The 26,815-nt window shown below is 53.1% G+C and carries 25 protein-coding genes and 1 tRNA gene; 14 read left to right on the forward strand and 12 right to left on the reverse strand.

Annotated features, from left to right (window positions below):
* The first annotated feature begins 222 nt into the window (after positions 1–222).
* Positions 223–1,962, forward strand: coding sequence for a vWA domain-containing protein (locus tag MTHE_RS03965; protein WP_011695956.1), 1,740 nt, complete (start codon positions 223–225; stop codon positions 1,960–1,962).
* The gene (locus MTHE_RS03970; RefSeq protein WP_232840900.1) at positions 1,959–4,313 is read left to right on the forward strand and encodes a VWA domain-containing protein; all 2,355 of its coding nucleotides are present in this window, start codon (positions 1,959–1,961) and stop codon (positions 4,311–4,313) included. The genes MTHE_RS03965 and MTHE_RS03970 overlap by 4 nt, the downstream gene beginning before the upstream one ends.
* Positions 4,314–4,449: 136 nt before the next feature.
* On the opposite strand, the gene MTHE_RS09205 is transcribed toward MTHE_RS03970, so the two are convergent.
* Both MTHE_RS09205 and lysS read right to left on the reverse strand, forming a co-directional pair.
* Entirely contained in the window at positions 4,450–4,581 is a 132-nt protein-coding gene (locus MTHE_RS09205) for a hypothetical protein (RefSeq protein WP_268741198.1), read from the reverse strand.
* Positions 4,582–4,756: 175 nt separating this feature from the next.
* Positions 4,757–6,250 carry a lysine--tRNA ligase gene (gene lysS, locus MTHE_RS03975; RefSeq protein WP_011695959.1) on the reverse strand — a complete coding sequence of 498 codons (1,494 nt, stop codon included), beginning with the start codon at positions 6,248–6,250 and terminating at the stop codon, positions 4,757–4,759.
* Between the two features lie 307 nt (positions 6,251–6,557).
* On the opposite strand from lysS, the gene MTHE_RS03980 reads away from it, so the two are divergent.
* The 3 genes from MTHE_RS03980 to MTHE_RS03990 are packed head-to-tail and all read left to right on the forward strand — an operon-like array spanning position 6,558 to position 8,577.
* Positions 6,558–7,025 (forward strand): formylmethanofuran dehydrogenase subunit E family protein, encoded by a 468-nt coding sequence (locus MTHE_RS03980; RefSeq protein ID WP_232840901.1) that lies wholly within the window; start codon positions 6,558–6,560, stop codon positions 7,023–7,025.
* Positions 7,026–7,032: 7 nt separating this feature from the next.
* The gene (locus MTHE_RS03985) at positions 7,033–7,758 is read left to right on the forward strand and encodes a metal ABC transporter ATP-binding protein (RefSeq protein WP_175265771.1); all 726 of its coding nucleotides are present in this window, start codon (positions 7,033–7,035) and stop codon (positions 7,756–7,758) included.
* A 3-nt stretch (positions 7,759–7,761) separates the two neighbouring features.
* Entirely contained in the window at positions 7,762–8,577 is an 816-nt protein-coding gene (locus MTHE_RS03990; RefSeq protein WP_011695962.1) for a metal ABC transporter permease, read from the forward strand.
* Here MTHE_RS03990 and MTHE_RS09210 read toward each other — a convergent pair whose 3' ends face one another.
* From MTHE_RS09210 to MTHE_RS04000, 3 genes are all read right to left on the reverse strand, one after another.
* Positions 8,578–8,703, reverse strand: coding sequence for a hypothetical protein (locus MTHE_RS09210; protein ID WP_268741199.1), 126 nt, complete (start codon positions 8,701–8,703; stop codon positions 8,578–8,580).
* 162 nt (positions 8,704–8,865) lie between these two features.
* Positions 8,866–9,099 carry a hypothetical protein gene (locus tag MTHE_RS03995; RefSeq protein WP_011695963.1) on the reverse strand — a complete coding sequence of 78 codons (234 nt, stop codon included), beginning with the start codon at positions 9,097–9,099 and terminating at the stop codon, positions 8,866–8,868.
* 343 nt (positions 9,100–9,442) lie between these two features.
* Positions 9,443–9,631 (reverse strand): hypothetical protein, encoded by a 189-nt coding sequence (locus tag MTHE_RS04000; RefSeq protein ID WP_175265772.1) that lies wholly within the window; start codon positions 9,629–9,631, stop codon positions 9,443–9,445.
* A gap of 474 nt (positions 9,632–10,105) precedes the next feature.
* Between MTHE_RS04000 and MTHE_RS04005 the strand changes: the two genes are divergently transcribed.
* From MTHE_RS04005 to MTHE_RS04030, 6 genes are all read left to right on the forward strand, one after another.
* A complete protein-coding gene (locus MTHE_RS04005; RefSeq protein ID WP_175265773.1) occupies positions 10,106–11,098 on the forward strand; it encodes a zinc-dependent alcohol dehydrogenase family protein in 993 nt (330 codons plus the stop codon).
* A gap of 1,139 nt (positions 11,099–12,237) precedes the next feature.
* Positions 12,238–15,036, forward strand: coding sequence for a DEAD/DEAH box helicase (locus tag MTHE_RS04010; RefSeq protein WP_011695965.1), 2,799 nt, complete (start codon positions 12,238–12,240; stop codon positions 15,034–15,036).
* Between the two features lie 161 nt (positions 15,037–15,197).
* Positions 15,198–15,833 (forward strand): ribonuclease HII, encoded by a 636-nt coding sequence (rnhB, locus tag MTHE_RS04015; RefSeq protein WP_011695966.1) that lies wholly within the window; start codon positions 15,198–15,200, stop codon positions 15,831–15,833.
* 23 nt (positions 15,834–15,856) lie between these two features.
* The gene (locus tag MTHE_RS04020) at positions 15,857–17,002 is read left to right on the forward strand and encodes a pyridoxal-phosphate-dependent aminotransferase family protein (RefSeq protein WP_011695967.1); all 1,146 of its coding nucleotides are present in this window, start codon (positions 15,857–15,859) and stop codon (positions 17,000–17,002) included.
* Between the two features lie 188 nt (positions 17,003–17,190).
* Positions 17,191–17,514 carry a carboxymuconolactone decarboxylase family protein gene (locus MTHE_RS04025; RefSeq protein WP_011695968.1) on the forward strand — a complete coding sequence of 108 codons (324 nt, stop codon included), beginning with the start codon at positions 17,191–17,193 and terminating at the stop codon, positions 17,512–17,514.
* A gap of 190 nt (positions 17,515–17,704) precedes the next feature.
* Positions 17,705–17,788 (forward strand) — tRNA-Leu (locus tag MTHE_RS04030).
* A gap of 56 nt (positions 17,789–17,844) precedes the next feature.
* On the opposite strand, the gene MTHE_RS04035 is transcribed toward MTHE_RS04030, so the two are convergent.
* The 5 genes from MTHE_RS04035 to MTHE_RS04050 form a co-directional block, all read right to left on the reverse strand.
* A complete protein-coding gene (locus MTHE_RS04035; protein ID WP_175265774.1) occupies positions 17,845–18,294 on the reverse strand; it encodes a pyridoxamine 5'-phosphate oxidase family protein in 450 nt (149 codons plus the stop codon).
* Between the two features lie 207 nt (positions 18,295–18,501).
* Entirely contained in the window at positions 18,502–18,876 is a 375-nt protein-coding gene (locus MTHE_RS09175; RefSeq protein ID WP_235619490.1) for a flavin reductase, read from the reverse strand.
* A complete protein-coding gene (locus tag MTHE_RS09180; RefSeq protein ID WP_235619491.1) occupies positions 18,821–19,081 on the reverse strand; it encodes a flavin reductase family protein in 261 nt (86 codons plus the stop codon). The genes MTHE_RS09175 and MTHE_RS09180 overlap by 56 nt, the downstream gene beginning before the upstream one ends.
* A 96-nt stretch (positions 19,082–19,177) precedes the next feature.
* The gene (locus MTHE_RS04045; RefSeq protein WP_011695970.1) at positions 19,178–20,716 is read right to left on the reverse strand and encodes an ABC transporter substrate-binding protein; all 1,539 of its coding nucleotides are present in this window, start codon (positions 20,714–20,716) and stop codon (positions 19,178–19,180) included.
* A gap of 259 nt (positions 20,717–20,975) precedes the next feature.
* Positions 20,976–21,182, reverse strand: a complete 207-nt coding sequence (locus MTHE_RS04050; RefSeq protein WP_175265775.1) for a hypothetical protein — start codon at positions 21,180–21,182, stop codon at positions 20,976–20,978.
* A gap of 382 nt (positions 21,183–21,564) precedes the next feature.
* On the opposite strand from MTHE_RS04050, the gene MTHE_RS04055 reads away from it, so the two are divergent.
* From MTHE_RS04055 to MTHE_RS04065, 3 genes are all read left to right on the forward strand, one after another.
* On the forward strand, positions 21,565–23,508 hold the full coding sequence (locus MTHE_RS04055) for a NosD domain-containing protein (protein WP_011695972.1): 1,944 nt from the start codon (positions 21,565–21,567) through the stop codon (positions 23,506–23,508).
* 307 nt (positions 23,509–23,815) lie between these two features.
* Positions 23,816–25,054: a 3-isopropylmalate dehydratase large subunit gene (locus MTHE_RS04060; protein WP_175266026.1), complete on the forward strand. Its 1,239-nt coding sequence runs from the start codon at positions 23,816–23,818 to the stop codon at positions 25,052–25,054.
* Positions 25,051–25,701: a PHP domain-containing protein gene (locus tag MTHE_RS04065; RefSeq protein WP_011695974.1), complete on the forward strand. Its 651-nt coding sequence runs from the start codon at positions 25,051–25,053 to the stop codon at positions 25,699–25,701. The genes MTHE_RS04060 and MTHE_RS04065 overlap by 4 nt, the downstream gene beginning before the upstream one ends.
* Before the next feature lie 140 nt (positions 25,702–25,841).
* Here the strand turns inward: MTHE_RS04065 and MTHE_RS04070 are convergent, their stop codons facing one another.
* Both MTHE_RS04070 and MTHE_RS04075 read right to left on the reverse strand, forming a co-directional pair.
* Complete coding sequence (locus MTHE_RS04070) at positions 25,842–26,306, reverse strand: phosphopantetheine adenylyltransferase (RefSeq protein ID WP_175265776.1); 465 nt, start codon at positions 26,304–26,306, stop codon at positions 25,842–25,844.
* A gap of 53 nt (positions 26,307–26,359) precedes the next feature.
* Entirely contained in the window at positions 26,360–26,779 is a 420-nt protein-coding gene (locus MTHE_RS04075; protein WP_232840902.1) for an FAD synthase, read from the reverse strand.
* Positions 26,780–26,815: the final 36 nt, after the last annotated feature.

A 26,815-nucleotide genomic window follows, 5' to 3' on the forward strand; every position in this document is an offset into this window, starting at 1 on the left:
TATGGCTCATATTTCTGGCTCCAACCTCTTATTCGGACACGTCCTCTGCTGTGTTCGGATTTGAGGGAAAATAAACAGAGAGCCGATTCGTGTAAGATCGGTCAGCCTGAATAATGATCCCCAAAGCCTGTTGGACATGCCGATGGCGATGCGCGAGCATGCTACGTCAGCCTTGATCGCACAGGCAAACATTTTTCTCAGATCTCCGCATCAGAGCAAGAGATGCCGTTCAGAAATCCATACGCACTCCTCGGCCTTCTCAGCGTGCTGCCGCTGATCATACTTTACCTGATAAAACCGAAACCCCGTGACGTTCTCTTCCCGAGCATAAGGTTTCTGGAGGCTGGAAAGGCCAGGAGATCCGCAGCCCTGAGCAGGATGATAAAGGATCCGCTCTTCTGGCTGCAGCTTTTCATTCTAATTATTCTCTCGATTGCCGCTGCCGGTCCGTATACCCTCGAGAGGGGGAGCCCAGGATCGCATCTTGTCATTGTTCTGGATGTATCTGCGAGCATGGAGAGCACGTTCCAGAACGCGCTGAGCATAGCATCATCAGAGCTATCCGGATACGACAGGGTGAGCGTCGTCCTGGCGGAGAGCATACCTGTCGTGGCGCTCAGAGAGGGCAGCGCGGATGAGGCTCGATCCATTCTGGGTAAAATCGATGTGCTCGATCTTCCTGCTGACATATCGAGCGCCATGAACCTTGCATACACCCTCACAGGAGCTGAGGGCGGCGATATTCTCGTCATCTCAGACTTCATCAGCTGGGCAGGAGACGATCCAGGTGTAACAAGGGATTCACTGGTCGCAGCAGGCGCGAGCATAGTCTTCGCTGACACAGGAGGAGGGGGAGATAACGTCGGAATCGTCGGAGGGTGGTTGACAGAGAGCTATGTGGGAATCAACTACACATGTAGGATCCACAACTATGGATCTGCGAGGGGTCTCTCCATAAAAGTCACATCACAGGGCGGCAGCTCAGAGCACAGAGCGTTCATAAATGCGGATGAGGACTACTACCTCACTCTCAGTCTCCCACGCGGCATCAGCACGGTGACTCTTGATGTCAGGGATGCCATATCCGCGGACAACATCGCGTACATCTACGCCCCACTTCAGGATGATACAAGGATACTCTACATTGGAGATAGCAGTCCCACACTGGCTGCACTCAGTGCGATAGGTGGTGTTGATACCATAGGAGATCCGGAGGGCTACGATCTGGTGGTCATCAGGAACAGCTCGATCGATGGAGATCTCAATAGATATGTGGACTCCGGAGGGAAGATAGTCTACATCCCCCAGGAGAATTCCCCAAGCCCTGAGTACCTGCCAGTAAGGATAACAGGCGTGGTGAACAGGACGGGCATTCCCTGGGCGAGAAATCCCGTCTTCGGAGAGGGGATACACTTCGAGGAGATCGGTATAAGGTCGTATGTGGAGTCGGTCCCAAGGCGCGGATCAACGGTTGTGGTGGAAGTAAACAGCGTTCCTCTTCTCGCATACTGGCAGCTCGGCAGAGGTACCGTGGTATACAACGCGCTCGAGTACGGCAGCGATTTTCACCTCAGGCCTGAGTATCCAGTATTCTGGTATGAATTGATCAGATGGCTGACTGGCGCCCCGTCACTGGATGATTTAAACAGGAAGACCGGAGAGGTGGTGCCGCTGGAGAGAGCGACGACTATAAACACCCCCGGAGGCACGGTCACAACACAGCTTCTGCTTCTCGACAGGGTGGGCCTCTACACGTTTGATGGAAAGATGCTGGCTGCGAACCTCTACGATCCCGCAGAGTCTGATCTGAGGAATAGGAGGTCCTACGCTCCAGGAAGCTTCAGATCCACCGCCCACACTGAGAAGCTCGTGGAGAGGGATCTCTCCGGCTGGATTATGGTGGTGGCTCTGATGCTCCTCATGGCTGAGCTCTGGATAATAAGATGGAGGAGGGAGCTGTGAGCGAGATATACCTGCAGAGGCCTGAGCTGCTCTGGCTCGTTCCAGCTGTTCTCGCAGCAGGGCTTCTGTATACCAGGCGCACACAGCAGAAGCTCCTGGTCCTCACGAGATCCGTGGTGGTATGCCTGATCATAATCGCGCTGGCGAATCCATACACAGTGGCAACCCACACAAAGGACGTTAGCAGGCCGAGGATAACGATACTCTCGGATCAGACCGCATCCATGGAGATCTTCGATACGAATATCGCAGAGCGTTTGAGCTCGAGGATACCCGACTCACAGCTCAGGTACTTCTCCGGAGAGAGCACGCCGCTCGGAGACAGGATCATACAGTACATGCCACAGGCTGATTCAATTCTGCTTGTGAGTGATGGTTACAGCAACAGCGGTCGCCCGCTCAGGGACGCTCTTCTCCTCGCCAGAAGCTCAAATGTATCCGTATTCGCGATCGAGATGAGCCCTGTGGCGAAAGAGGCTGGCGTCGAGATATCGGGAAGCAATGTTGCGGTTCTGGATGGTGATTATCCATTTAAGATAATCGTAAGAAAATCCGGAAGCGCCAGCGGAGATGTTGTGGTATACGCGGATGACCTGGAGATATTCAGGGGATCTCTGGAGAGCATAAACGATTCCCTCAGGATATCACACAGGTTCCGCAGCACAGGCACGCACATCCTGAGAGCGGAGATATACCCAGATGAGGATCATTTCGATATGAACAACATGTACACGAAAGCCGTGTACGTTGTGCCGAGGCCACGAGTTCTGCTTCTGGGCAGCTCATCCCCTCTGGAAGATGTCCTTAAGGATATCGTCGAGTTAAACACCGCAGAGGACCTTCCTCAATCTCTGAGCGGTTACAAGGCGGTCGTCCTGGACAATATCAAGTACAATCCCGATCTCGACCGGCTGAAGGACTACGTGGCCAGCGGCGGCGGCCTGGTCGTTGTTGGTGGAGCTGATGCATACGAGCTGGGCGGCTATTACGGCACAGAGTTTGAGAAGGCTCTCCCTGTCATCTCGTCTCCGAGCCTCTTCGAAGGCGGGAAGGTTCTGATCATGGTCATAGATATCTCAGGAAGCACGATGGCGCCGATGAGGATTGGGGAGAGCACGACGTACCTTGATTATGAGAAGTCACTCGCGATAGAGCTTCTCCAATCACCGGAGCTCAGGGATGCCAGGGTCGGCATCGTCGTCTTCGGCACGAAACCTTACGTCGTATCTCAGCCGGTGCCTATCAGAAACAGGGCTGTCATAGAGGAGAGTATAAAGAGCCTTCAGACTCCCCTCGGAAGAGATGAGACTAACCTGGATGAGGGACTCCGCCTGGCGTGGAAGATCATCAACGAGAGCAAGGCTGAGGCCGATCTTGTGATCATATCAGATGGCAGAATAGAGCCTGACAAGGTGAAGGGAGATCAGGTATTCCTGAACTCTGTTGATATTCTGAGGGAGATGAACGCGACGGTCACACTGATACAGGTCCAGAGCTACGCAGGGTCTGCCGGCAGGTTTGAGGAGCTGGCTGCGCTCACAGGCGCCACGTTCCGTCCTGCAGTATACCCAAGCTCTCTGACTGTGAGGACTCCTGAGATCGAAAGGGGGATAGAGGTTGCGAAGAACGTCTCCGGATACACACTTGTGGTGACGGATGAGAATCATTACATAACAAGCGATATAGAGATCAATGCTACGATCAGCGGATTCAATGATGTGACGCCGAAGCCAGGCGCCCAGAGGCTCGTGGCGCTGACAGATGGAAAACCGATAGTGACAGCAATGCGCTACGGCCTCGGCAGGAGCGTCTCCCTGGCCACAGATGATGGCAATGCATGGGCTCAGTCGATTTACGCCGAGGAGAACTCGATGCTCATTTCCTCCATGGTTAACTGGGCCGTCGGCGATCCGAGGCCCGAGAGAGAGAGGGTTGAGGCCGACGATGGATGGGCGGGAAGCCCTCTGGAGATATACGTCTCAAGCGAGAGCCCGCCTGAGATCGGAAAGGGAGCCAGGATCGAGAGCACCGCCCCGGGAAGGTACACGGTGACGATCGTCCCGGAGTCAAAGGGTGTGTATTACATCAACGATTATGGAATCGCCGTAAACTACCCGCTGGAGTACAGGGAGTTCGGGTTCAACCCGGAGCTGAAAGGAATGATAGAGGCAGTGGGTGGAAAGATCTTCACAGAGGACGAGGCGGGAAGGAGCATCGTGGAGGAGGCGAGGAAGGCAAGCGCGCGCCTCGTTCAGGAGAGAGCCAGCATCAGCTGGCAGCTGCTTCTGGCTGCGCTGGTTCTATTCCTGCTGGAGGTCACAGTCAGGCGTCTGAGGGAGATAAGGGGGTGATCCCCCTCGAAGGACTGTCGCCCCAGCGATGGCTTCGCTCTTTCAGAGAGGTGCTTGGTATACAAGTGAGATGAAAGAGCATTCGCTCAGAGCTCCATCAAATGCTGAGGGCAGGGCGCTGGGAAGACAAGCGGCCTTAGGCATTCTCCCTCTCAAGCTCACGCCTCAGGATCTCTATGATCTCCAGCAGCTCCTCCCTTCTTGCAGCGCAGATATGGCGACCCGCTATCTCCTCAAGCCTTCGTATCGCCTCCTCGATCCCAGACATCCGATCGCTCCAGCTGATTGGATTATACGTGAATGGATTGTAAGATTTGATGAATATATCTGTCCGGAGACCCGCGTCTGTTATGACGCAGACGATTGACAACCATTTCAGCACATCATGTGGTTATCCAGAGGTCGTCCTGCAGGCATGAGCTGCGCTCCAACGAACCGCGCGCTCACGCAACAGACGCCTCGATGAGCCTGCGTTTGACGAAATCCCTGTCGAGGCTTGCGATGAACCACCCTGCCTTCGGCCCCTGACGCTCACCGAGAAATGCGAGGTACACAGCCTGGAAGAACTTCTTAGGATCGAGGCCGAGCTCATTTGCAACTGCGTATATCTCATCATGGATCTCCTGCGCGCTCTTTCCCTCGATCCTCTCAGCCAGCATGCCAAGGCCTCTGCGCTCCTCTGGGGATATGTTTCTGACCGCCTGAGGGAGATCCTCCTTCACATCGAACTTCACAAACGGAGGAGCATACCGCTCCAGCCAGATCCTCACGTTCCTGGCGCGCGCGAGTATCTCATCCCTGCGCGACGTCTCATAGCCGCTCCGCTCCAGAACTTTGAGAAGGAGATCCTCGTCATCCCTCGCGATCTGGACGGCCGTCACCATATGTCTGAACGGTATAGTGAAGGGCTCGCTCTGCCTTATCGAGGAGAGTTCCAGCGCTCTTGCATCACCCCTCCTCTGGTCGAACTCATCCACAAGGGTGAGGAGCGGAAGCCCTGGATCAAACTCTATGTGCTTCTCTGGCTTCGTCCTGATTATGAGGTAACGCAGGACCTCTGGCGGCACGACATCGAGCATCTCCTGGACCGTCACAACAAGCCCTGTGGAGCTGTGCATAGCCCCCTTTCCCTTGAGATGGATCCACTCGTAGACGATCGGATACGGGGCAGGATAATTGTAAACATCCTCGCTGATCCTCTTTCCTGTGTCGTAAGATCCGCCTGCAGTCGCATGATCCTTTCCGAAGGGCTCAACGGTCACCCTGAGGATATGCCAGCGTGCAGGCCAGTCGACCCTCCAGACCAGCTTGCCGCCACCACGCATGCTCACGCTTCCTGTGGACCCACACTCGCATACGTAATCAACCCTCTCGGAATCGAGATCAAATCCTGTCACCCTGGTGGTGTTCATGCGCCCGCAGTCCCTGCAGATCGGATCGAAAGGACTCCAGCCCGGCGAGACATCCCTGCCGGAGACCTCCTTCAATATCCTCGCGATTTCGTCCCTCTTTTTCAGCGCGGTCTTTATCGCATCGAGATAAACGCCCTCTTTGTAGAGCTGATCCGCCCTGTAGACCTCAGGCTTTATATCCAGAAGATCCATCGCTCTCAGGAACGGCTGCAGGAAGTGCTCTGAGTAGCTGCTGCAGCACCCCTCCGGGCACGGGATCTCAGATAAAGGCTTGCCCACGTGCTCCCTGAAGCTCTCATCCAGAAATGGATAGAGCCTCCGCAGGCGATCGTATGTATCAGCTATGTAAATCAGCCTCGCCTCCACGCCTCTGTCTACAAGAGCCCTGTAAACAGCGTCAGCCGTCATGACCTCGCGCAAGTTACCTATGTGCACCGGCCCGGATGGCGTTATGCCTGTGGCCAATGTGTGCGGGCCATGGTCCTTGAGCCTCTCTGCAATCACATCTGCCCAGTGGATGATCATAAGCCGAGATCGATGCAGAGCGGAATATTAAGCTTCCGGCTTAAGCTTCAGGCCACTACAAAACACAACTTGGAATATACCTCGGCATGGGATCGGATTACTGAATAGAACTGAAATCGACGTTCACTTGCATAACAGATCGCGGATCATGCAGGATCATCCGCAATCTCAATGATGCGAGTACACACCTGTACCTCCTCTTAAGTTTCAATGAGGGTCGCCCTGTGGTAATACAATACTGAATATAAACATCTTAACACTGTTACTTGAAAAGATATATATCACAAATCAAGTTATTTCTCTGCATTTGATAATATCATGTCAGATCTACAAGGTGATTGTGTTGAAGATGTACACGATCAATCCAGATACTGTATCTCTTGATAATATGATCGAGCGCGGTACGGAGTTTCACGGCCATCTGGGTCCATTTCTCGTTCTCGGCATAAGGATGGGGCTCGCTGCCCTCAGCGAGCTCGGCTCTCGTGGACACAAGGATATCAGCGCTGTTGTGCGGTCCGGGAGCAGACCTCCGGTATCGTGTCTGGCAGATGGTATCCAGATATCCACCGGCTGCACGCTTGGAAAAGGAAACATCTCCGTGCTTCAGGATGGAGTGCCTGAGGCGACGTTCTCCTCAAACGGCAGGACCGTGAGCTTCAGGGTCAGAGGTTCAATCGCTGAGAAGATCTCGAAGCTATCGCATGATGAGCTCGAGGATTTCTCCTGGAAGATATCGAGAATGCCACTGGACTCGATCATCGAAAGGCTCTGAGGTGGATATGCTGATCAGGCTCGAGAACGTGCACACATTCTATGATGGTGAGAAGAACTCCACCCTGAAGGGCATCACGCTTTCGATCGGCGCGGGCGAGATGGTGTGCGTCATGGGCCCGAACGGCGCTGGCAAGACCACGCTCCTAGAGACGATAAATGGAATACTTCCATCGACCGGAAGGGTCGAGGTCTTTGGAAGGGACGCCCGCAGGCACGGCCCCGAGATAAGAAAGGACATAGGCTACATGCTCCAGGCCAAGACGTTCCCTGAGGACACTCCATATCTCGTGAGGGACGTCGTGCTAATGGGAAGATTCGGAAAGATCGGCATGCTCCGAAGACCGGGAAGGAATGACTGGAATGCAGCAAGGGATGCTGCGAGATTCATGGAGGTCGACCACCTCTGGGACAGGCCGATAGGAAAGCTATCAGGAGGACAGACGCAGAGGGTGCTTCTGGCCAGGCTTCTCGCAAAGAATCCCAGGATACTCCTCCTGGATGAGCCATACTCGAACCTGGACTGCAGAGCGGTGGAAGATGTATCGAGGAAGATATGCACCCTTCATACGAGGAATAAGCTCACTACGGTCATGGTCATACACGATACAGCTCACGTGCCCGATATCTGCGACAGGATACTCCTGCTGAAGGATGGCCGGCTGATCGGCGATGCGCATCCTGATGTGATGCTCCCCTCCAGGACGTTCAGAGATGCATTTGCTGAGGCTTAGCTCATGCTGCCATCGAGCATTGTGATGAACACGATCGTCGGGGCATCTCTTGCAGCCGTCGTCTGCTCCATGATAGGCGTGTTCATTGTGCGAATGAACCTCTCATCGATGGGGTTCTGCATGTCTCATGCCGCCTTTGCAGGCGCCGCGCTCGGACTGGCCATATCCAAGGATCCATTCGCTCTGGCGCTGGGCATGGCAACAGCTGTTGCCCTCATCCTCGGACCGGTTTCGGATAAAGCCAGGCTGCAGGCCGATGTAGTGCTGGGGACCATGTTCTCCCTCACGATGGCGCTGGCTCTGCTGTTTCTCAGCATCGCCCCAGGGTCTGTGGTGAGCAGCACCGCTCTTTCAGTGCTGTGGGGAAGTGTTTTGGGAATAACAACCGCCGACATCATCAGGCTCCTCGTTCTTATGCTGACGCTCTTGCTGGTGATATTTCTCTTTTATAAGGAATTCTTCGCGATAATGCTGGATAGAAAGCTCGCAGAGGAGTCTGGTATCAACACAAAACCGTTTTACTATGCAATTCTATTTCTCTGTGGTGTAACCGTCTCGGTCTCGCTCAAGCTCATCGGCGGCTTGCTCATATTCGCACTGATGGTCAATCCGGTCTCCTCGGCGTACCAGTTCTCTCACGATATGAGATGGATCATGCTGATATCTCCCCTCATAGGGCTTGCAGCAAGCGTCTCAGGATTAGCTGCATCCCTCTGTCTCGATATCCCCGTGGGTAGCTCGATCGCGATAATGAGCGTTGCGATATTCCTGGTATCTGTAGCACTCTCCCCGAAGAGGAGAAGGGGGCAGAAGCGCTGATCACGTCTTCTTCCAGCGGATTGTATCACCCTTTATCTCTACCACACCATTTTTCTCAAGGATCCTCGCCAGATCCTCTGCCACACCAGATGCATCGACGTCAAAGATGCCTCTATCCATATCCATAGTGACGCCGCACATTTGCGCGAAGCTATCGATTTCAGCCTTGCCTGATGGTGGCAGCTCCGTAAGATTATGCAGAATTGTCTGAATTGCGATGATCTGAAGTACCTCTTTATGATAATCATCGAAGAAATCATCACCAGGATCCTCAGATGTCAGAAGAGATCATTCATCTATGTAAAGACCATATGTTCTCCCCAGCTTCACAGATATATCTGTTCGCAGCAGCGGATGCTCCGGATAACCACCTGCCTCAACAGGTGTTGCGACTATGGGATCACCCAGCTTATCTCCAGGGTCTTCATCCATCTCCAGATCGTTCAGTGAGAAAACGCATGCCAGGAATTCCGTGGCATCTTCTTTATCCACAAAGACGTTGAAGTCGGGCTCCCCATCCACATCATCCTCAACAGAGGCGGCTTCAGGCGAGGCCTTCTCAGCAGAGAGCTCTGTCAGCCTGCTCAGAAGCTGTTTCTTGAGATGCTGGTGCGGAAGATGCCTCCTCTGAGACCTCCTCTTGGCGGGTCTTCTCTATCACAAGCGCCCCAATCTTCTCGACGAGTTTAACCCATTCTGGAACCGCATGTGTCAGGTATTTTTTGTAAAACTCTTCTGGTGCAGGCCCCTCAGCAAATGTCTTCCGAACTGCCTAAAGGTAGTGCTCATATCTTCTGATGAGTATCTCATCCTCAAGCTCGTTTTTCAGCTCACTGAACCGTCCCTGGAGTACGGTTTTGATTTTTCACATCTGCCTGATCGAGAGCCTGATATCTACCCTGACCTTCATCTTCCTGAGACGACCTGTAAGATCCCTTGCCGTCCCATCGTCGTACTCTCCAAGTTTCAATATGATAGCAGCATAATCATTTCGCTCTTGTGTGTTCAGCAACTTAGAGGACATGTAGTCCGGTTGCTGGAAGTACTCATTCATTCTCCAAGAACGCATGCCAGGGCCATTCTCTTTCCAGGAAAGTCATTATATGGATAAGAGCGAATCATTTTTCATGTTATAGTTTACGGCGTGATCTTCGGACCTATCCGAATAAGGATAGAGTGCTTATGACAAACAAGAGTGGTATGGCTCATATTTCTGGCTCCAACCTCTTATTCGGACACGTCCCAATCTTCCCGAAATTACTTCGAAAAATCCTGAACCAGAGATCTGCTGTGCGGCAGCGGCACCCAAGAGTTATCAGCACACAAGGTGATGTATCGATGCTGCAGATATCCCGAGACGGGTTCAATATTTATTCAGGGCATCCATAAAAATGCATGCGGCAGAAAAGGCATGCCAAAAAGATGAAAGCATTTGAGCCTGCAGTTGATAAGGGATAGGAGGGTGCGAACTCCGGCATTCAGGCCGGAGAGAAGGTCACGCAAATGAGGTGAATCTAAAATGTTATCCATGAGAGCCATGCTGCTTGAGAGACCAGGTGAGCCTCTGAGGTTGCGGGAGGTTGAGATACCCACCCCTGGCGAGCGGGAGGTCCTGATCAGCGTGAGCGCATGCGGCGTCTGCCGCACCGATCTCCACATACTCGATGGGGAGCTCGCCGAACCGAAGCTACCTCTCATACCAGGCCACGAGATCGTGGGGAGGGTCGTGGCGAAAGGAGAGAATGCAGAGCGCTTCAGTACCGGTGATAGGATCGGAGTTCCATGGCTCGGATACACAGATGAATCATGCAGGTACTGCCTGCGTGGAGAGGAGAACCTATGCGATAACGCGCGGTTCACCGGATACACGATCGATGGTGGATATGCAGAGTATACAGTTGCAGACGAGCGCTACTGCCTCCCCATCCCAGAGAGATACGATGATCTGAGAGCAGCGCCCCTGCTCTGCGCCGGATTGATCGGATACAGATCATACAGACTCGCCCTCTCGAAGCCCGGCGTTGAGCGGCTGGGTATATACGGATTTGGGGCTGCCGCTCACATAATCGCGCAGGTCGCTCTCTTCGAGGGTATAGATGTTTACGCGTTCACACGGCCAGGAGACCTGGAGGCGCAGGAGTTCGCCCTCTCACTCGGCGCTGCATGGGCTGGGGGATCAGATGAGATGCCACCTCAGGAGCTGGACGCTGCGATCATATTCGCTCCTGTCGGCTCCCTCGTTCCGGCTGCCCTCAGAGCTGTATCTAAGGGAGGGACTGTTGTTTGCGGTGGGATTCACATGTCAGACATACCATCCTTTCCCTACAGCATGCTCTGGGAGGAGCGAAGCATCAGGTCGGTTGCAAACCTCACCCGAAGGGATGGCGAGGAGTTCATCTCACTCGCCAGAGATCTCCACATCAGAACAGAGATCCAGGAGTTTGGGCTCGATGAGGCGAATGTGGCCCTGGATCTGCTGAGGGCAGGCAGGCTGCAGGGGGCTGCAGTCTTAAAGATCTGATGTCGATATACTCATAATCTCCATGGATGCGAACTGGCGGAAATCTTGTAATCGAACCTCTCCCAGATAGTAGCTGGACGAGAAATCGGAACCTTACCGCATTCCGTAGGTCGAAAACGCATGCGATCTGTGTGCAGCAGCTTGTGCAGCATGTGATGTGGTTGGTGAAAGCACTTATCCATTCGACACAAACGCATACCATGACCAGTGCCCCTTTGGGCAAGTTATCATATGGATAAGAGCGAACGCATAATCCTCATTCAGACCGGTCTCTGTGATCGGACGTGTCCGAATAAGGATTGAGTGTCTTCTCCATCCACAATGAGTAAGCCAGAGATCTCTGAATTCATCTCTTATCCGGACACGTCCCTGTGATCTCAGGCAAATTTAATATACACGATCTTCTAAAACCAAGATGTCAATTCTGATCGGGATGGGGGAGAGGGAGATCAGAAATTTTGGTAGTTAACCCCTTGATTTCCAGTGGAGATGCCACGGTAAAGCAGCAGCTATACAGAACATTACTGTAAATTTATTTTTCATAAGGTCGGCAATACTTAAGTAATATTTATATTTTTTAATTTAGTTCTCTCGCGAGAACTCATCTGCATCGTATGGTGAATTTTTGGATATCATTCGCCGAATCGAACCAGATGGTGCCGGTCTGCTGACAGCTCCCTGTACTGGAACTGCAACAAACTCCAAATGGAAATAAAGCTTTGCGATCATCTGCTGTGTTGAATAATGTTAGGAAATCCAATAGCAGAGAGCTAATATAACATGAGACTTTAGTAAGAATCGATAGCCATCGGCCACAAGGCTTCGAATTATTCAACACAGCGCGATCATCAGGTGGGACCTGTCCGAATGAAGATAAGGTGTTTCCGACCTGCGGAAGGCGGTAAGGTTCGGATTTCTGGCCTCAGCTCTTATTCGGATACATATATCTGATGCAGGTTGTGGTGCTCCCAACCAGAGGTAAAACAGCCTGTGGGCTGCAGCAAAGAAAATCAGCTGCCTCCACGGCAACTCCCGGTTAAAAAGAGCACGTATTTTTCAGTTGCAACGATGCCAGCCATAGGATGCCGACACGCGGCACGCAATGAATATATCTGGTGGGCGCTTGAACCACATTCATTGTGAATGTCTTCGATCTGCTGAGCCCCACGATCAGGGAGAACCTTCAACAGATGGGTTTTTCCGAGCCGACTCTGCCGCAGAGGATGGCGATACCCGAGATCCTTGCCGGAAACAATGTTCTTCTCATAGCACCAACAGGATCCGGAAAGACAGAGGCAGCAGTTCTTCCTGTGCTCCATAATATCATGGATATCGACGGTCCGGGAATCAAAACCCTCTACATAACTCCGCTGCGAGCGCTCAACAGAGACATGCTGAGGCGGCTGGAAGAGTGGAGCGACGCGCTGGGAGTGAAGATAGCGGTCAGGCATGGAGACACGACGAAGGGAGAGCGCGCCAGCCAGAGCAGATCGCCGCCGGATCTCCTCATAACAACCCCGGAGACGCTCCAGGTCATGCTGACAGGAAAGAGGCTCAGATCGAACCTGAAGAGCGTCAGGACGGTGATAGTGGATGAGATCCACGAGCTCGCATCATCCAAGAGAGGATCGCAGCTCGCAGTCCTCCTTGAGCGGCTTGTGGAGGTTGCGGGCGAGATTCAGAGGATCGGGTTATCAGCCACCGTTGGCTCGCCGGAGGAGGTAGCAAAGCTGCTCACCGGCATGTCCAGGGATTGCAGGATCCTCAGGGCTGATGTGGAGAGGCTCGTGGATTTCAGGGTTGTGGCGCCCCGCCCGGGGCGGGGTGATCACGCGCTCGCAGGCCAGCTCGGATGCGAGCCGCCGCTTGCAGCGCACATATCGTGCATAAGAGATCTTGTTAGATTAAAAAAGAGTTTGATCTTCGTCAACACCAGACAGGCCGCAGAGGTTCTCGGATTCAGGCTGAAGATGCTCGGAGAGCCGATCGAAGTCCACCACGGCAGCTTATCGAGAGAGGCCAGAGTGGATGCAGAGGATGCATTCAAGCGCGGAGATCTCCGCGGCCTGATATGCACGTCCTCCATGGAGCTCGGCATCGATATCGGCGATGTGGAGCATGTTATACAATACAGCTCGCCCAGGGAGGTCTCCAGGCTCATCCAGCGTGTTGGCAGATCAGGCCACGGCATCGGCAGGGTTTCCTCAGGCACCATATTGGCGACATGCCCCGACGATATCGCCGAGGCATGCGCAATCGCCCGGCGGGCATCAACCGGTGAGCTTGAAGAGGTGAGGATACACGAGACGCCCTTGGATGTCCTGGCGAACCAGCTTATCGGCCTCTCCCTGGACTTTGGGGAGATAGGGATCGAGAGAGCATTTGAGATAGTGAAAAGATCGTACCCCTTCAGGGATCTCAGCATGGATGAAATGCTCAGCGTGCTTGATGTGCTGAGAGGAAACAGGCTGTGCAACGTCGAGAACGGCATCATAAAAAGAAGGCGCAGGGGCTGGGAATACTACTTCGAGAACCTCTCGATGATACCTGACGAGAAACGCTACGATGTCTACGATATGGTCTCCAGGCGTCAGATAGGGACTCTCGACGAGGCTTTTGTTGTAAGCTTCGCCAGTCCAGGAGCGACGTTCGTCACCCGCGGAGAGATCTGGGAGATCGTCGAGATAGAGGATGATACCATAAAGGTCGTGCCGATCCAGAGGAGCGGGGAGATCCCGAGTTGGAGCGGTGAGGAGATACCTGTGCCGTACGGCGTGGCGCAGGAGGTTGGAGAGATCAGGTCACACCTGGCGAGGGAGCTGGAGGAGCACGGAGAGGAGGATGCGATCCGCTGGCTTCTGGCACGCTATCCTGTGGACAGGGAGGCTGCAGAGCAGCTAGTCGATCAGATAAAGCATCAGATTGCTGCAGGCTGTGCTGTTCCTGATGACAAAACTGTGACGATCGAATCTGACGGCTCTTTTGCGGTGATAAACTCGTGCATCGGCCACAGAGCGAATGATGCGTTTGGAAGGGCCATAACCGCGATACTCTCGACGCGCTTCGGCTCCAGCGTCGGCATGGAGATCGACCCATACAGGATACAGCTGACGCTACCTAAGAGGATGCTGGCAGAGGAGTTGCTGAATGTCATCAGCGATTTGAGCTCCGCTCAAATGAAAGTGATTTTGGAGCTGAGCCTGAAGAACACCACACTCTTCAGATGGAAGATGATCCATGTGGCGAGGAAGTTCGGCTCGCTCTCAAAGGACATAGACTACGAGAGGGTATCTCTTGTCAGGGTGCTGGGGGTCTTCGAGAACACACCGATGTACAGAGAGGCGATCCGTGAGATATACCAAGAGCGCCTGGATGTCGATACAGCGGGAAACATCCTGGATCGCATGGTGTCTGGGGAGATTCAGGTGATCACATGCGATCTGAGCCCGATAGGCTCCTCGGGGAGAGGAGGTGGACGTGACCTGATCTCTCCTGAGTATGCTGATGCAGCTGTTATAGAGCTCCTCAAGAACAGGATACTCCATGACAGGGTGATTCTCTTCTGCGTCAGCTGCAAGAAATGGAGATCTTTGAGAGAGGTCGGAAGGGTGCCTGACCGGCCTGAGTGTCCGCTCTGCGGTTCCAGGATGATAGCAGCGCTGAAGCCCTGGGAGGATGAGGAAATAAAGATCGTCAGGATGCCTGAGGAGAAGAAGAGCGCTGAGGACAAGAGGCGCACAAAGAGAGTTTACAGAAACGCAAATCTCGTTCTCAGCTACGGGAAGACTGCTGCCATCGCGCTTGCCAGCAGGGGTCTCGGCCCTGAGACAGCCGCCAGGGTCATAAAAAAGATGCACTCCGATGAGCTTGAGTTCTACAGGGACATACTCAGAGCTGAGAGGGAGTACGCCCGGACAAAGAGGTTCTGGGGGGATTGAGTGCTTGCCCTTGCGCTGATGAACCACATAAAGTTTGGCGCCTCTAACTCCATATGGTCACTATCATGAGGAACAGCGGCTCACCCCAAATGCTGTTTATCCCATGATACAGGTAAATGTATTAGACACAAAGATTTGAAATACAACATCCAAAACAGTACATGATGCTCATACTTGGCGTGGACGAGGCAGGAAAGGGGCCTGTCATCGGATCGATGTTTGTTGCTGGCGTTGTTTTCAGCGAAGAGGACATCTTTGATCTTGCAGCCTGTGGCGTGAAGGACTCCAAGCTTCTCAGCCCAACAAGGAGAGAATCCATGGAGAGGAAGATACTCTCCATAGCCAGAGAGAGCTTCGTTCTGGAGGTGACCGCACAGCAGATAGATGATCTGCGCATGGTCATGTCAATGAATGAGATCATGGTCAGAGCTCATTCCAGAGTTGTCTCCAGACTCCAGGCAGATCGTGCCATTCTTGATGCTGCGGATGTGAACGCGGAGAGGTTCGCTCAGAGGGTAAGGGAGGTCTCAGGCAAACCCATAGATATCCTGGCGGAGCATAATGCTGACAGGAAGCACATTGTGGTCGCAGCAGCATCGATAATCGCAAAGGTCGCCAGGGATAGATCCATAAGAGATCTGGAGGCTGCGCTTGGCCGCCCGCTCGGAAGCGGCTACCCATCAGATCCAGCCACAGTGAGGTTTCTGAAAGAATGGATTGAGGAGAATGGCGATCTGCCATCGTTTGTGAGAAAGAGTTGGAGCACTGCACAACGTTTAAAAGCAAGCTCTGTATAAGCAACTGAAAGAGAGTGATCCTATTGGATATAGAGGATACGCTTCTTATGATTCCAGGCCCGGTCAAGGTCGCTCCAAGGGTGCTTCGCGCGATGTCGAAGCCGATGATTAGCCACAGGAGCCCGGAGTTTGGCAGGATATACGACGACTGCAGGGAACTCCTCCAAGAGTTCTTCGAGACCAAGAACGAGATCGTCGTCATGAGCGGTTCCGGCACATGCGGGATGGATGCTGCTGTTGGCGGGCTGATAGGCAGTGATGACAGGATACTCACGATAACAAACGGAAAGTTCGGCGAGCGGTTCACGGAGATAGGCAACAGATACGGCAGAGCGATATCAGTCGATTTCGAATGGGGAATGCCATTCGATCTCGAGCGCGTGGAGGCAGCGCTTGAGGAGGGTGTGAAGGCTGTGGCCATGGTCCACAACGAGACGTCTGTGGGCATAATCAATCCTGCAAGGGAGATAGGCAGACTTGCCAGGAAGCATGACGCAATATTCATCGTTGATGGCATATCCTCAATCGGCGGGAACGAGTTCAAGACCGATGAATGGGGTATCGACATAGCGATAACAGGGTCACAGAAATGCCTTGCCGTGCCTCCTGGATTGGCAATAGTGTCTGTGAGCGAGCGGGCAGAGGAGGCGCTCAATGAGAGCTCAGGGGGCTACTACGCCGATCTGAGGGCGCATCTGAAAAGCGTGAGAAAGAAGCCCACGCAGACGCCCTTCACGCCCGCAGTTCCTCTCTTCTACGCGCTCCAGGAGGCTCTGCACATGGCGGAGGAGGAGGGCTTCGAGGCCAGAAGGGCACGCATAGCCAGGCTCGCTGAGGCGGTCAGGGCCGCTGCATCCGCGCTGGGCATAGAGCTATTTCCCGTCCTGAACGAGTACTCCAGATACTCGAACACTGTTACAGCGATGAAGATCCCACCGGAGATTGATGATGAGAAGCTCAGGGGCGGAATGAAAAAGCAGGGCGTCGTAGTTTCAGGCGGCCAGGAGAGGCTCAAGGGGAAGATCTTCAGGATAGGCACCATGGGCGTCTGCTCTGAGGGGGATGTGCTGAGAACCATACAGGCTTTAGAGCTTGTGCTCGCAAAAGAAGGAGTGATCAACGCACCCGGAGAGGGGGTTGCGGCAGCCGCAAAGGCACTTGACAGATGAGCCCCCTCTGGAATGGGATCCACTCCAGCGGCTTGTCTGGAGATACACCGTAGAATTGCGACGTTGAGGGGCGGCATCGGAGGTATATATTCTTTGATCCCCCAATGTATCGAATCTTAGATACAGGCCAGATGGAGAGCAGGTTCGGAGCATGTGGAGCTGCGTTGTCTGATCTGTGGGTGGTTGCTATGCGAAAGGCGAGAGCAGACAGATTTCTGGACTCAGTGGACACGGGCGTGAGCAGAGCGTTCAGATCGCTCGCGTCCATGATCCTCGGGGATGGGGCGTTATCTGCGAGGGAGAAGGCGCTGATAGCCCTAGCGTGCTCTGTGGCAATAAGGTGTGAGGACTGCACGAGAAGGCATATGGAGCAGGCGAGAGCGCTTGGCGCCACCAGAGAGGAGATGATCGAGGCGGCGGCTGTTGCATCGCTCATACGCATGGGCTCGGGCCTAAATACTGCTGCAGTCATTCTTGAGGAGATGGATGATGCTGCCGCGAACCAGAGGTGATTCTACGAAGTAGAAACAGCGACTGCTAAAGAGCAGTCGCTTCTGACATCGACCTCTGATCCGAACCCATCGCCTGAGTTTTCCACCGGATGAAGCGGCAGGGGCTGTCGCCTGCGAGGTGGGGTTTGCTCAAGACGTCCCTGCAAACATCCCGACATATTTATCTTCAAAAGATAAACCGTGGGACCATGCGGGGTTTGCCAAGCTGGCCAAAGGCGCGGGACTTAAGATCCCGTCTCGCAGGAGTTCACGGGTTCGAATCCCGTACCCCGCATCTCAGCATATCGACTCTCGATTCGTGAACTGCGTCTGCAAAAGATCTTCCGTGGTTCATATCTCGGGCATGTTCGAGTAGATCTCCTCAACAATGATCAGGACTGCGGCTTTCGGTTTCAGGTTCTTATGGAGCTCCATCATTCGTTGCATCCTCTCTTTAGTTCTCTGATCGCTGATTGACTCCATGTGATCTTTCTGCCGTTCCGCTTTGATCTTCATTATCTCAAGAACCTTCTCGAACATCTCTCCCTCGGTGAAAATTTTTGCCGTTCCCTTCAGCTGATACGACTCCCATCTTCTCGTGTCTGTAAATGATATAGCTACCTGGGGGTTGGCCTCCAGATTCGCCCGGGTCTTAACGAACATCATATCATGGATGAGAATTTCGTTGTCGCTGATCGCATAAGCCGATCCAATCGGAACAACATTTGGTTTTCCGTCCCTGGTCGATGTTGCCAGGTAAACTATGTTCTCATCAAGCATCTGCTTGATCTCCTCGCTCAACTTCATGTCTGCCTCGCCTCCACATCAGTTAACAATATTATTTTGCCCCATGCTGGTGATTCGGCGGATCGGTACCTTGGGGAAAGAGTCAAAGTCAATTACCTCTGGTTGTTGTTACCAGAGTTTACCTCTCCGACGATTCGGCCAGATGAACCTTTGTTATTATTCATGAGTTTCTGGCAGCGACTTGAATTAGAGGTGCGAAAACTACTGGAATATATCACTGTAAGTCGCATATCTTCCTGAATAGACCGGATACGTGAACCTCAGACCATCACTTCCAAGCATCACTCCAAGCGGCTTTGCACTCTCAAAGTCCATATCGCCGTCTGAATTGAAGAATCTCTCATCAACCTCAAGATGCACGACCTTGCCGATGACGAGCACAAACCTCTCCCGCACAACCTCCTCCAAAAGAACACACTCAGCCCATGCAATAGATCCCGCGACACCAGGTGGCTTAACCTTCACAGAAGGTTTGGCCTCAAGATGTGCCTCCTCGAATTCATCCACCTCAGGAGGATAGTTACGTGCTGTGTGCTGTGATGATAACCGCATCCTCCATTCCGACGCGCGGGACATTTACCACAAACTCCCCTGTCTGACGGATGTTCTCCAGCGTGTCCCGTTTAATCCAAGATGCGAGCAGCACTTCATCCAGAGGGCGTAAAATGGGTGTGAAGTTAGACCATGGAGCGACGTTCCTGATGCCATCCTTTGAGACGGTCGAGATCAGCACTACCGGCAGTGGAAGCACATTCTCTCGCTGATTCGGTTGCAGTATCATATGATATTCACCTGGTTGGTATGAAAATGGTTCTCGCAAAGGTTTATTTTCATCCACATGGGTGACCTTGGGTCATGAGTGTTTTTTATTCAGATTTTACTTCGCAAATAATAGCTTGTTCAGCGGTATGGGTATGCCGTTTGCGATCCCTCTCTTAGTGTAATACAGATCGACCTTGCCATTATGCGCCCAGAAAGATTCAGGATAGTACAATGGCAACGAAGGCAACTGCTGCGAGTAGACCAGCTGAATCTCTTTTACAATCTGCTTTCGCCTGTCAGGGTTCATTTCAGCAACCTCTTGGTCCAGCAGATCGTTTAGCGTTTGGTTCACGATGTATCGATCGCTGCAAAATGTGTATCCCTCGCCTATTATGCGATTGAGTATCTCGGGATCTCCACCCATTCCGCCGTGGCCGCTGAGCGCGAGATCGAAGTTCCACTCGTTGACCGCGTTATCAAGTGTCTTCGAGTCGACGCTGCGCATGTTGACCTTTATGCCAGCCTCCTCCAGGTCGTTCTTTATGATCTCGCCCGCGCGCTCATTGCTCGATGTGACGAGAAGCTCCACCTCCAGTGTATTTCCATCCTTCTCGAAGAAATCTCCCTTCTTCACATACCCCATCTCCTTCAGCAGATCCCCGGCCTTCTCAGGATCATGCTCGTACTGCTCCACATCCGGGTTGCACCATTCGCTGTCAGGCGCGAATAGTCCGGGGCTCGCAGGAACGCCATATCCGCGCTGGGCTATCTCGACGAGCTTCTCTCTATCTATGGCGTATGCGAGAGCCTGCCTGAACCTCACATCGGAGAACGGCTCCTTCTTGTGGTTTATCATCAGCTTCGCGAGCCAGTCATGAGCGCCTTCGAGAACGACGAAGCTGCCCCTGAGCTCGTCAGCGACCTCTGGTGGAACTGCCGTGGCATCGACCTCGCCTCGCTTCAGCGCCGGCCCGGACATCTCTGAGCTCAGCTTTACAAACTTCAGCTGCTTAACCTTCGGAGCGCCCTGGTAGTAATCCTCGTTCGCCTCATACAGATATGTCCCCTGGGCCTTGTCGTAATCGACAAGCTTGAACGGTCCTGTGCCTGTAAGCGCCTTTGGATCCTGGAAATCCTCCGGGTTTGTCACATCGCTGTAGATGTGCTCTGGGAGAATCGGCAGAGTGCCAGCCACCTGGTCCAAAAACGGCGCGTAGGGCTTCGCCAGGTAGATCTTCACCGTGTGATCATCGATCTTCTCAGCCCTATCCACAATGCTGCTGTCGACCCACTGGTACGGATGATCTTTTATGTAGTTGATCGTGAATACAACGTCGTTTGCGGTGAATGGCTCACCGTCATGCCATTTCACGTTCGGATTCAGATTGAAGAGATACGCGTTCTCGCCCTCCAGATACTCCCAGCTCTCCGCGAGCGCAGGCACGAAGCCGTTCTGGTCCTTCCAGACCAGTGTATCGAAGATGAAACTCATCCGCACGTAACCCGGACCCCTGGAGTAGTGGAGGTACGGCGATGGGTACCCCCAGTCCCCGGTCGTGTCCGCTATCGTGTATACCGGTATCTCCTCTGCAACTGCCGGCAGAAGAAGCGATATCAGTATTGCAGTGCACAAAACGTCTTTCAATCCAGCCATGACTCACACATCCTTTCCTTTTCTCCGCACAACTTTCCTGCCTGGTTCATGCTCTTCTGGATCTTGGGGTGTCGGTGCACATAGGAGAGGAGGTTGGTGCTTGCATTCCCCGCTGCAAGCACCTCATGGCATCGCTCACTGCTATCAACCACCGTCTGCAGGTAAAAATGACGTCTCGTGGGCGTCATCAGAAGATAATCTTAATAAGTAATAAAGTTTTTCATTTCAGTATTACAGCAGATTGTGCGTTATGTGGGGTTTACAAGACACGATCATTCGCCAGCAACACTGAGACACGTTCCGCGATGCGTTCTCTGATCATCATGTCCACCTCGGAGGGGCAGACGTCCAGGTACTCTGCGAGCATCTCCTTCGCGGTCTTGAGCTCCATCAGCACGTGATGCGGGCAACGCTCACTGGCCGGGTCTCTCCGACCCGCTGGAACCGATCTGAAGAGTTCGTGCATGTATCCCTGTAGGAGCTCGCAGGAGATATACCCTTGCATGAAAATCATTATCCAGCGACATATTTTCAGTGGTTATGAGGAGAGTCTTGAGGACACACATATAATACAATTTTGTGCAAGGCTGCATTCAAGCATAAAAGGCAGTGTGCCGAAATTTGCTGTGATCTTGCAGACACATTCCACCCAGCTATCCCCGGAGAACGGTAAAGAGTGTGGTGATGTTCAGGCATACCCAGTACTCGCCACTGTGCACCTCTATCACATCGCCGATCTCGGCAGGTTTGCGCCCTGCAACTCTCTGTCACCGATGAGCACAGCATCTCACTGCCGCGTAGCAACTCACTCATTAAGTATATGAAGAACTTATGCTCTCCTCACATTCATGATCAGGATCTGGGTCATCTCTGTAGTGGTTATTCTCATTGTGACATCCACTGGCACATCCAGAAACTACATCGTCGACGATGATGGGTTTGCGGATTCGGATAGCATAGGTGACGCTGTCAAGGCTGCCTCAGATGGTGATATAATTTACGTGAAGCCCGGTGAGTACAGCGAGGAGGTTCAGGTGGACAAAACGCTGACAATAAAGCCGCTACTGGGAGAGAGAGGAGAGTGCGTACTGAAGGGCGATGACAGATCAGTGGGAATCAGGATCGCTGCAGAGGGATGCACGGTGGAGGGGCTCATTATCACCGGATACTCAGAGGCTGGGATCCTGCTCACATCGAGCGGGAACAGTATTAAGGGCAACACCCTCAGCGAGAACCGCGCTGGAGTCCTAATCGAGGGGGGAGGATCAAACAGGATAGAGAAGAACATGGTTTACAGCTCAACAGGTGGAATTGTTCTTTACAGGGGAGCAAGGGATAACTCTGTGATAGACAATGAGATCAGGAGCTGCAACTACTCGATAATCTCAAAGGAGGCATATTATAATATCATCGAGAAGAACAACATATCCAGCGCTGGAGAGGGGGTGCATCTGATCAACTCCACCGACACAGTGGTAGCTACGAACACAATCTTCGATGCGCTCAGTGGCATTGTGATCGAGGGGTCGAGCAGGATCAAGCTCTCCGGATGTACCGTGAATAATACCGGAACGGCGATAGCTCTCGGCGCGACGAGCAGCAGCACTGTAACCGATAACAGTATATCCTCATCAAACGATGGCATCGACCTGGTCGGAACGAGCTCCTGTCTCCTGGAGAGAAATTCGATCGAGAATGTGACAACCGGTCTGATGATAGTCGATTCATTCAACAACACCATCAGAGATAACGAGATCAGAGATGTTGAGCTGGGGCTGTTCGTCGACGGCAGCACGAGGGAGGCGTATTCCAACATCATATCAGATACCAATCTGATAGATGGCATGCCTGTGGTGTACGTGTTCAACCAGAGCAATGCCAATATCACAGGTCACGAAGCTGCACACATGACAGTGGCATACTGCGATAGATGCGATATCTCTCGAAATATCATAGCGCATGATGCGCTCTTCCTCTACGGGATCACAAACAGCACTGTGGAGGAGAATACGCTCAAAGGCACATACGGCGGAATCCGTCTTCTTGATTCGACAAACAACACACTCAAGGAGAACACAGCATCAGGTACAAAGTACACCGGGATGTTCCTGCGCGGCACAGCGTACAATCTGGTCCAGAACAACAGCCTGAACAAGAACGGGAACAACGGACTGGCTCTGATCCTCTCCTACAGAAACTCGATATCAGGGAATCTCATGATGGAGAACAGCGAGTACGGAATAAGGTCGAACTACTCTGAGGAGAACGAGATCGCCAGCAACACGATCTCAGGAAATAAAAAGGCGGGCATATGGTTCGACAACAGCAACAGGAGCAGCATCTACGGAAACAACGTCACCAATAACGTGATGGGCATACTGATGACGAACTCATATGAGAACAGGGTATACCACAACAACCTCATCGACAATGAAGAGCAGGCGTCCGATGATTTTGGCAACTCCTGGGACATGGGCCCCGATGAGGGCGGAAACTACTGGAGCGATCACAGATGCACAGGCCGGCCATGCACGGGGTTCGCGAAGCTGATAAGCGCGAGTGCGATCGACAGATACCCATTCGGAGAGGTCAGCGGCTGGACGCTGCCCAGAGAGGTGCCAGGCAACATATCAGCAACAAACGCAACAAATGTATCTACAATGGAGAGCATGCCGTCCATCAAGAGCCTCGCATACGCGGTGAGCAACCGGACCGGCACATCCTACAGGAGCGGGCTCGCACTCCTGGAGGCTGCTCAGAGGCTGAGGGAAGAGAGCACCGGTACACAATGAGATCCGCAGGTCATCATATCTCCCTGCGGATTTTTATATCTTCTCGTAATTGCTCGATATTGTAAGCGTACTTGAGTCACAGATCAAGTGAAGCCGCTATCATCGTAGTTGTTTATCCGGAGATCTGTCAAGGACGAGGATATCGGGATGGAGTAAAAATGCAAAGGGTGCTATCATCGTAGTTGTTCATCCAGAGATCTGTCAAGATGGCAATTCACCTCAATGTATCGAGCATGTTCTTCTCTGCCCACCATGAAATGCCAAAAACGTATTTACTTTTGCAGCAGAACATCAGTGGGGTGGTCCACTGCCGACAATAAGCGAGAAGATCCTCAGCAGGGCATCGGGAACAGAGGCAGAGGCAGGAGATATTGTCGATGCTGAGATAGACTATGCGATGTCGCACGACGGCACAAGCGTCCTTGCCATAAAGGCATTCAGGGAGATGGGGTCAGAGAAGGTCTGGGATAAAAGCAGGATAGTAATACCGTTCGATCACATCGTGCCCGCAAACAATGAGACCGCTGCGACGCTTCAGGCGGAGGTGAGAAGATGGGCGAGGGCTCAGGGGATTGAGAACTTCTACGACTGCGGTCATGGCATATGCCACCAGGTCTTCTGCGAGATGGGTTTCGCTCTTCCTGGGGCGCTTGTCGTGGGCGCCGACTCTCATTCCTGTACTTATGGTGCACTCGGCGCATTCGGAACAGGTGTGGGCGCCACGGACATGGCTGAGATCTATTCCCGCGGGAGGCTATGGTTCAGAGTGCCGGAGACGATATGCATGCGCCTTGAGGGCACTCTGGGTGATATGGTATCAGCAAAGGATCTCGCCCTCTTCGTGGTGAAGGAGATGGGCGCGGATGGCGCCAACTACATGTCCGTGGAGTTCGTCGGCGGGGCTGTGGAGAGGCTGAGCATATCAGGCAGGATGACTCTGTGCAACATGGGTGTTGAGATGGGAGCAAAGGCTGCGATCGTCCCGCCGGATGAGAGCGTCGACGCATACCTCGCTAGAAGAGCCAGACGTCCATACACGCACATCCACTCAGACCCGGGATCATACTACAGAGAGATCGAGTACGATGTGAGCGATATTCCTCCAATGATTGCGGCTCCATACCGCGTTGACAATGTTCATCCAGTCAGGGATCTGGCAGGCATCGAGGTGGACCAGGTATTCATCGGCACATGTACCAACGGAAGGCTGGAGGATCTGGAGATGGCAGCCCGGATCGTGAAGGGCAAAAGGGTTAAGATCAGAACGCTTGTGATCCCCGCCTCCAGAGAGATATATCTTGGTGCTCTGAGATCTGGGGTAATTGAGACCCTTGTCGAGGCCGGCGCGATGATCGGCCCGCCGGGATGCGGTCCATGCCTTGGCGCACACATGGGAGTTCTGGGCGACGGAGAGGTCTGTTTGTCCACATCAAACAGAAACTTCCCGGGAAGGATGGGCAGAAACGGAAAGGTCTACCTGGCATCGCCTGCAACTGCCGCAGCCACGGCGATCACAGGAAAGATCACAGATCCAAGGGACGTATGAGGTTCGATCTCCACATCCACTCAAAATACTCCGATGGCGGGGCGAGCGTCGAGGAGATAGTGAGGGTTGCGAGGAGAAAGGGTCTCGGTGGTATTGCTGTGACCGACCACAATACGCTTGATGGTTCGATGGCTGCGCTTAGGATCTGCAGATCGAGATACAAGGAGATGATCATCATCAGAGGGGCTGAGATTGATACCTCTGAGGGTCATCTGATAGTCCTCGGTGTTGATGAGATGCCTGAGAAGGGGCTCACGCCTGAGGAGACGATCGAGGAGGCCCATGATCTCGGGGGAATTGCGGTACTGCCGCATCCCTACCACCTCTTCAGACACTCCATAGGAAGAATACCACCTGTGGATGCTGTGGAGGTCTGCAACTCGAAATACATCCTAGGGTTATCAAATCTGAGAGCCATGCTGGAGGCCAGAAGGCGGCGCATACCGATGGTGGCGGGCAGCGACGCCCACGTTGCAGAGACGGTCGGCCTGGGCGTCACAATCCTGAATGCAGCGAGCGAGGATGATGTGCTGGATGAGATACGAAAGAACAGAACGAGGATAGATTGCTGCAGAACTCCATTCGATGTTGTGGCAAAGAGGCTTGCAAAGAAGATCTACAGAAAGCTCAGGCATCAGCGTGTATGATTCGTCCGCCATGGGCGCATGGCAGGACCTACGCTGCAGGTTGTCAGATGAAAAACGAGTGGTGCTTTCAGCAACGCTTGCATGACTTTGTTATTGAAGACGTGAGAACTCTATAATGCAAGCACCTGACAGGATCCCTGCTAGACCAGCACCCTGCCATGGGTGTCGATCTTACCCTCGGCGATGCGTGTGGAGCTGATCCTCATGTTGTCATCGGCCATCTTATACTCGATCTGGACTATCTTCAGAGGCCTCAGGCCGTTCTCGCGCCTTATCTCGTTTATCCTGCATGCGGTCGGCGCGGTTTCAGGGGAGACGACAATATAATCATAGTCCTTCTCAATTGCAGATCCGAAGACGTCACTTATCTTCTCCACCTCGAAGCTATCCACTCCAAGCTTCTCCTTCAGAACCCGCCGGAGGTTTTTCAGCCGGGTATCGAAATCCCTCACAGGCCTCTTCCTCTGGCTCCTCGCCATCTCATCGGATGTGAGGGCTATCACCACCGTCCCGTTCTCTCCAGCGACTTCAAACGCTTTTTTCAGGAGAGCGAGATGGCCATCATGAATTGGGTCGAATGTTCCACCAACGGCAACTCTGGCCATACGTGCGCCAGAAGGAAGCGATCGGTATAAGTAACTACCGCTTGCGCAATCTGTTAGCATCTTTCCTTGAGGATCTTCTCCACGATCTGCCTCGAGCTGCAGAGCTCGCACGGTTCCCGTTCCGAGATCCTTACAACCCTTGCCATTAAACCTCTCTTTCTGAGCTCCCCCTCAAGCCAGTTCTCATCCATGTACTGGTCGTAGCCCAGGGTGATTATATCCGGCCTGAGAGCCCTTACAGGCTCGAAGATATCCGTCACGCTTCCCAGAACCGCCATATCAACCATCTTCAGAGCTGAGACCATCCGCAGCCTCTGATCCTCGGGAACGACCGGCCTTGGCTTGTGCTTAACATTGATATCCCTTGCAACAACGACCACGAGCTCATCCCCAAGAGCTCTTGAGCGCTCCAGGTACAGAAGATGCCCTGGATGCAATATATCGAAAGTACCGGTCGCCATCACTCTTGTCATAGTACCTCTCATGCAGGGCAGCAGAACATCTGATCT

Origin of the sequence: Methanothrix thermoacetophila PT, assembly GCF_000014945.1 — an archaeon.
GTDB classification, from domain to species: Archaea; Halobacteriota; Methanosarcinia; order Methanotrichales; family Methanotrichaceae; genus Methanothrix_B; species Methanothrix_B thermoacetophila.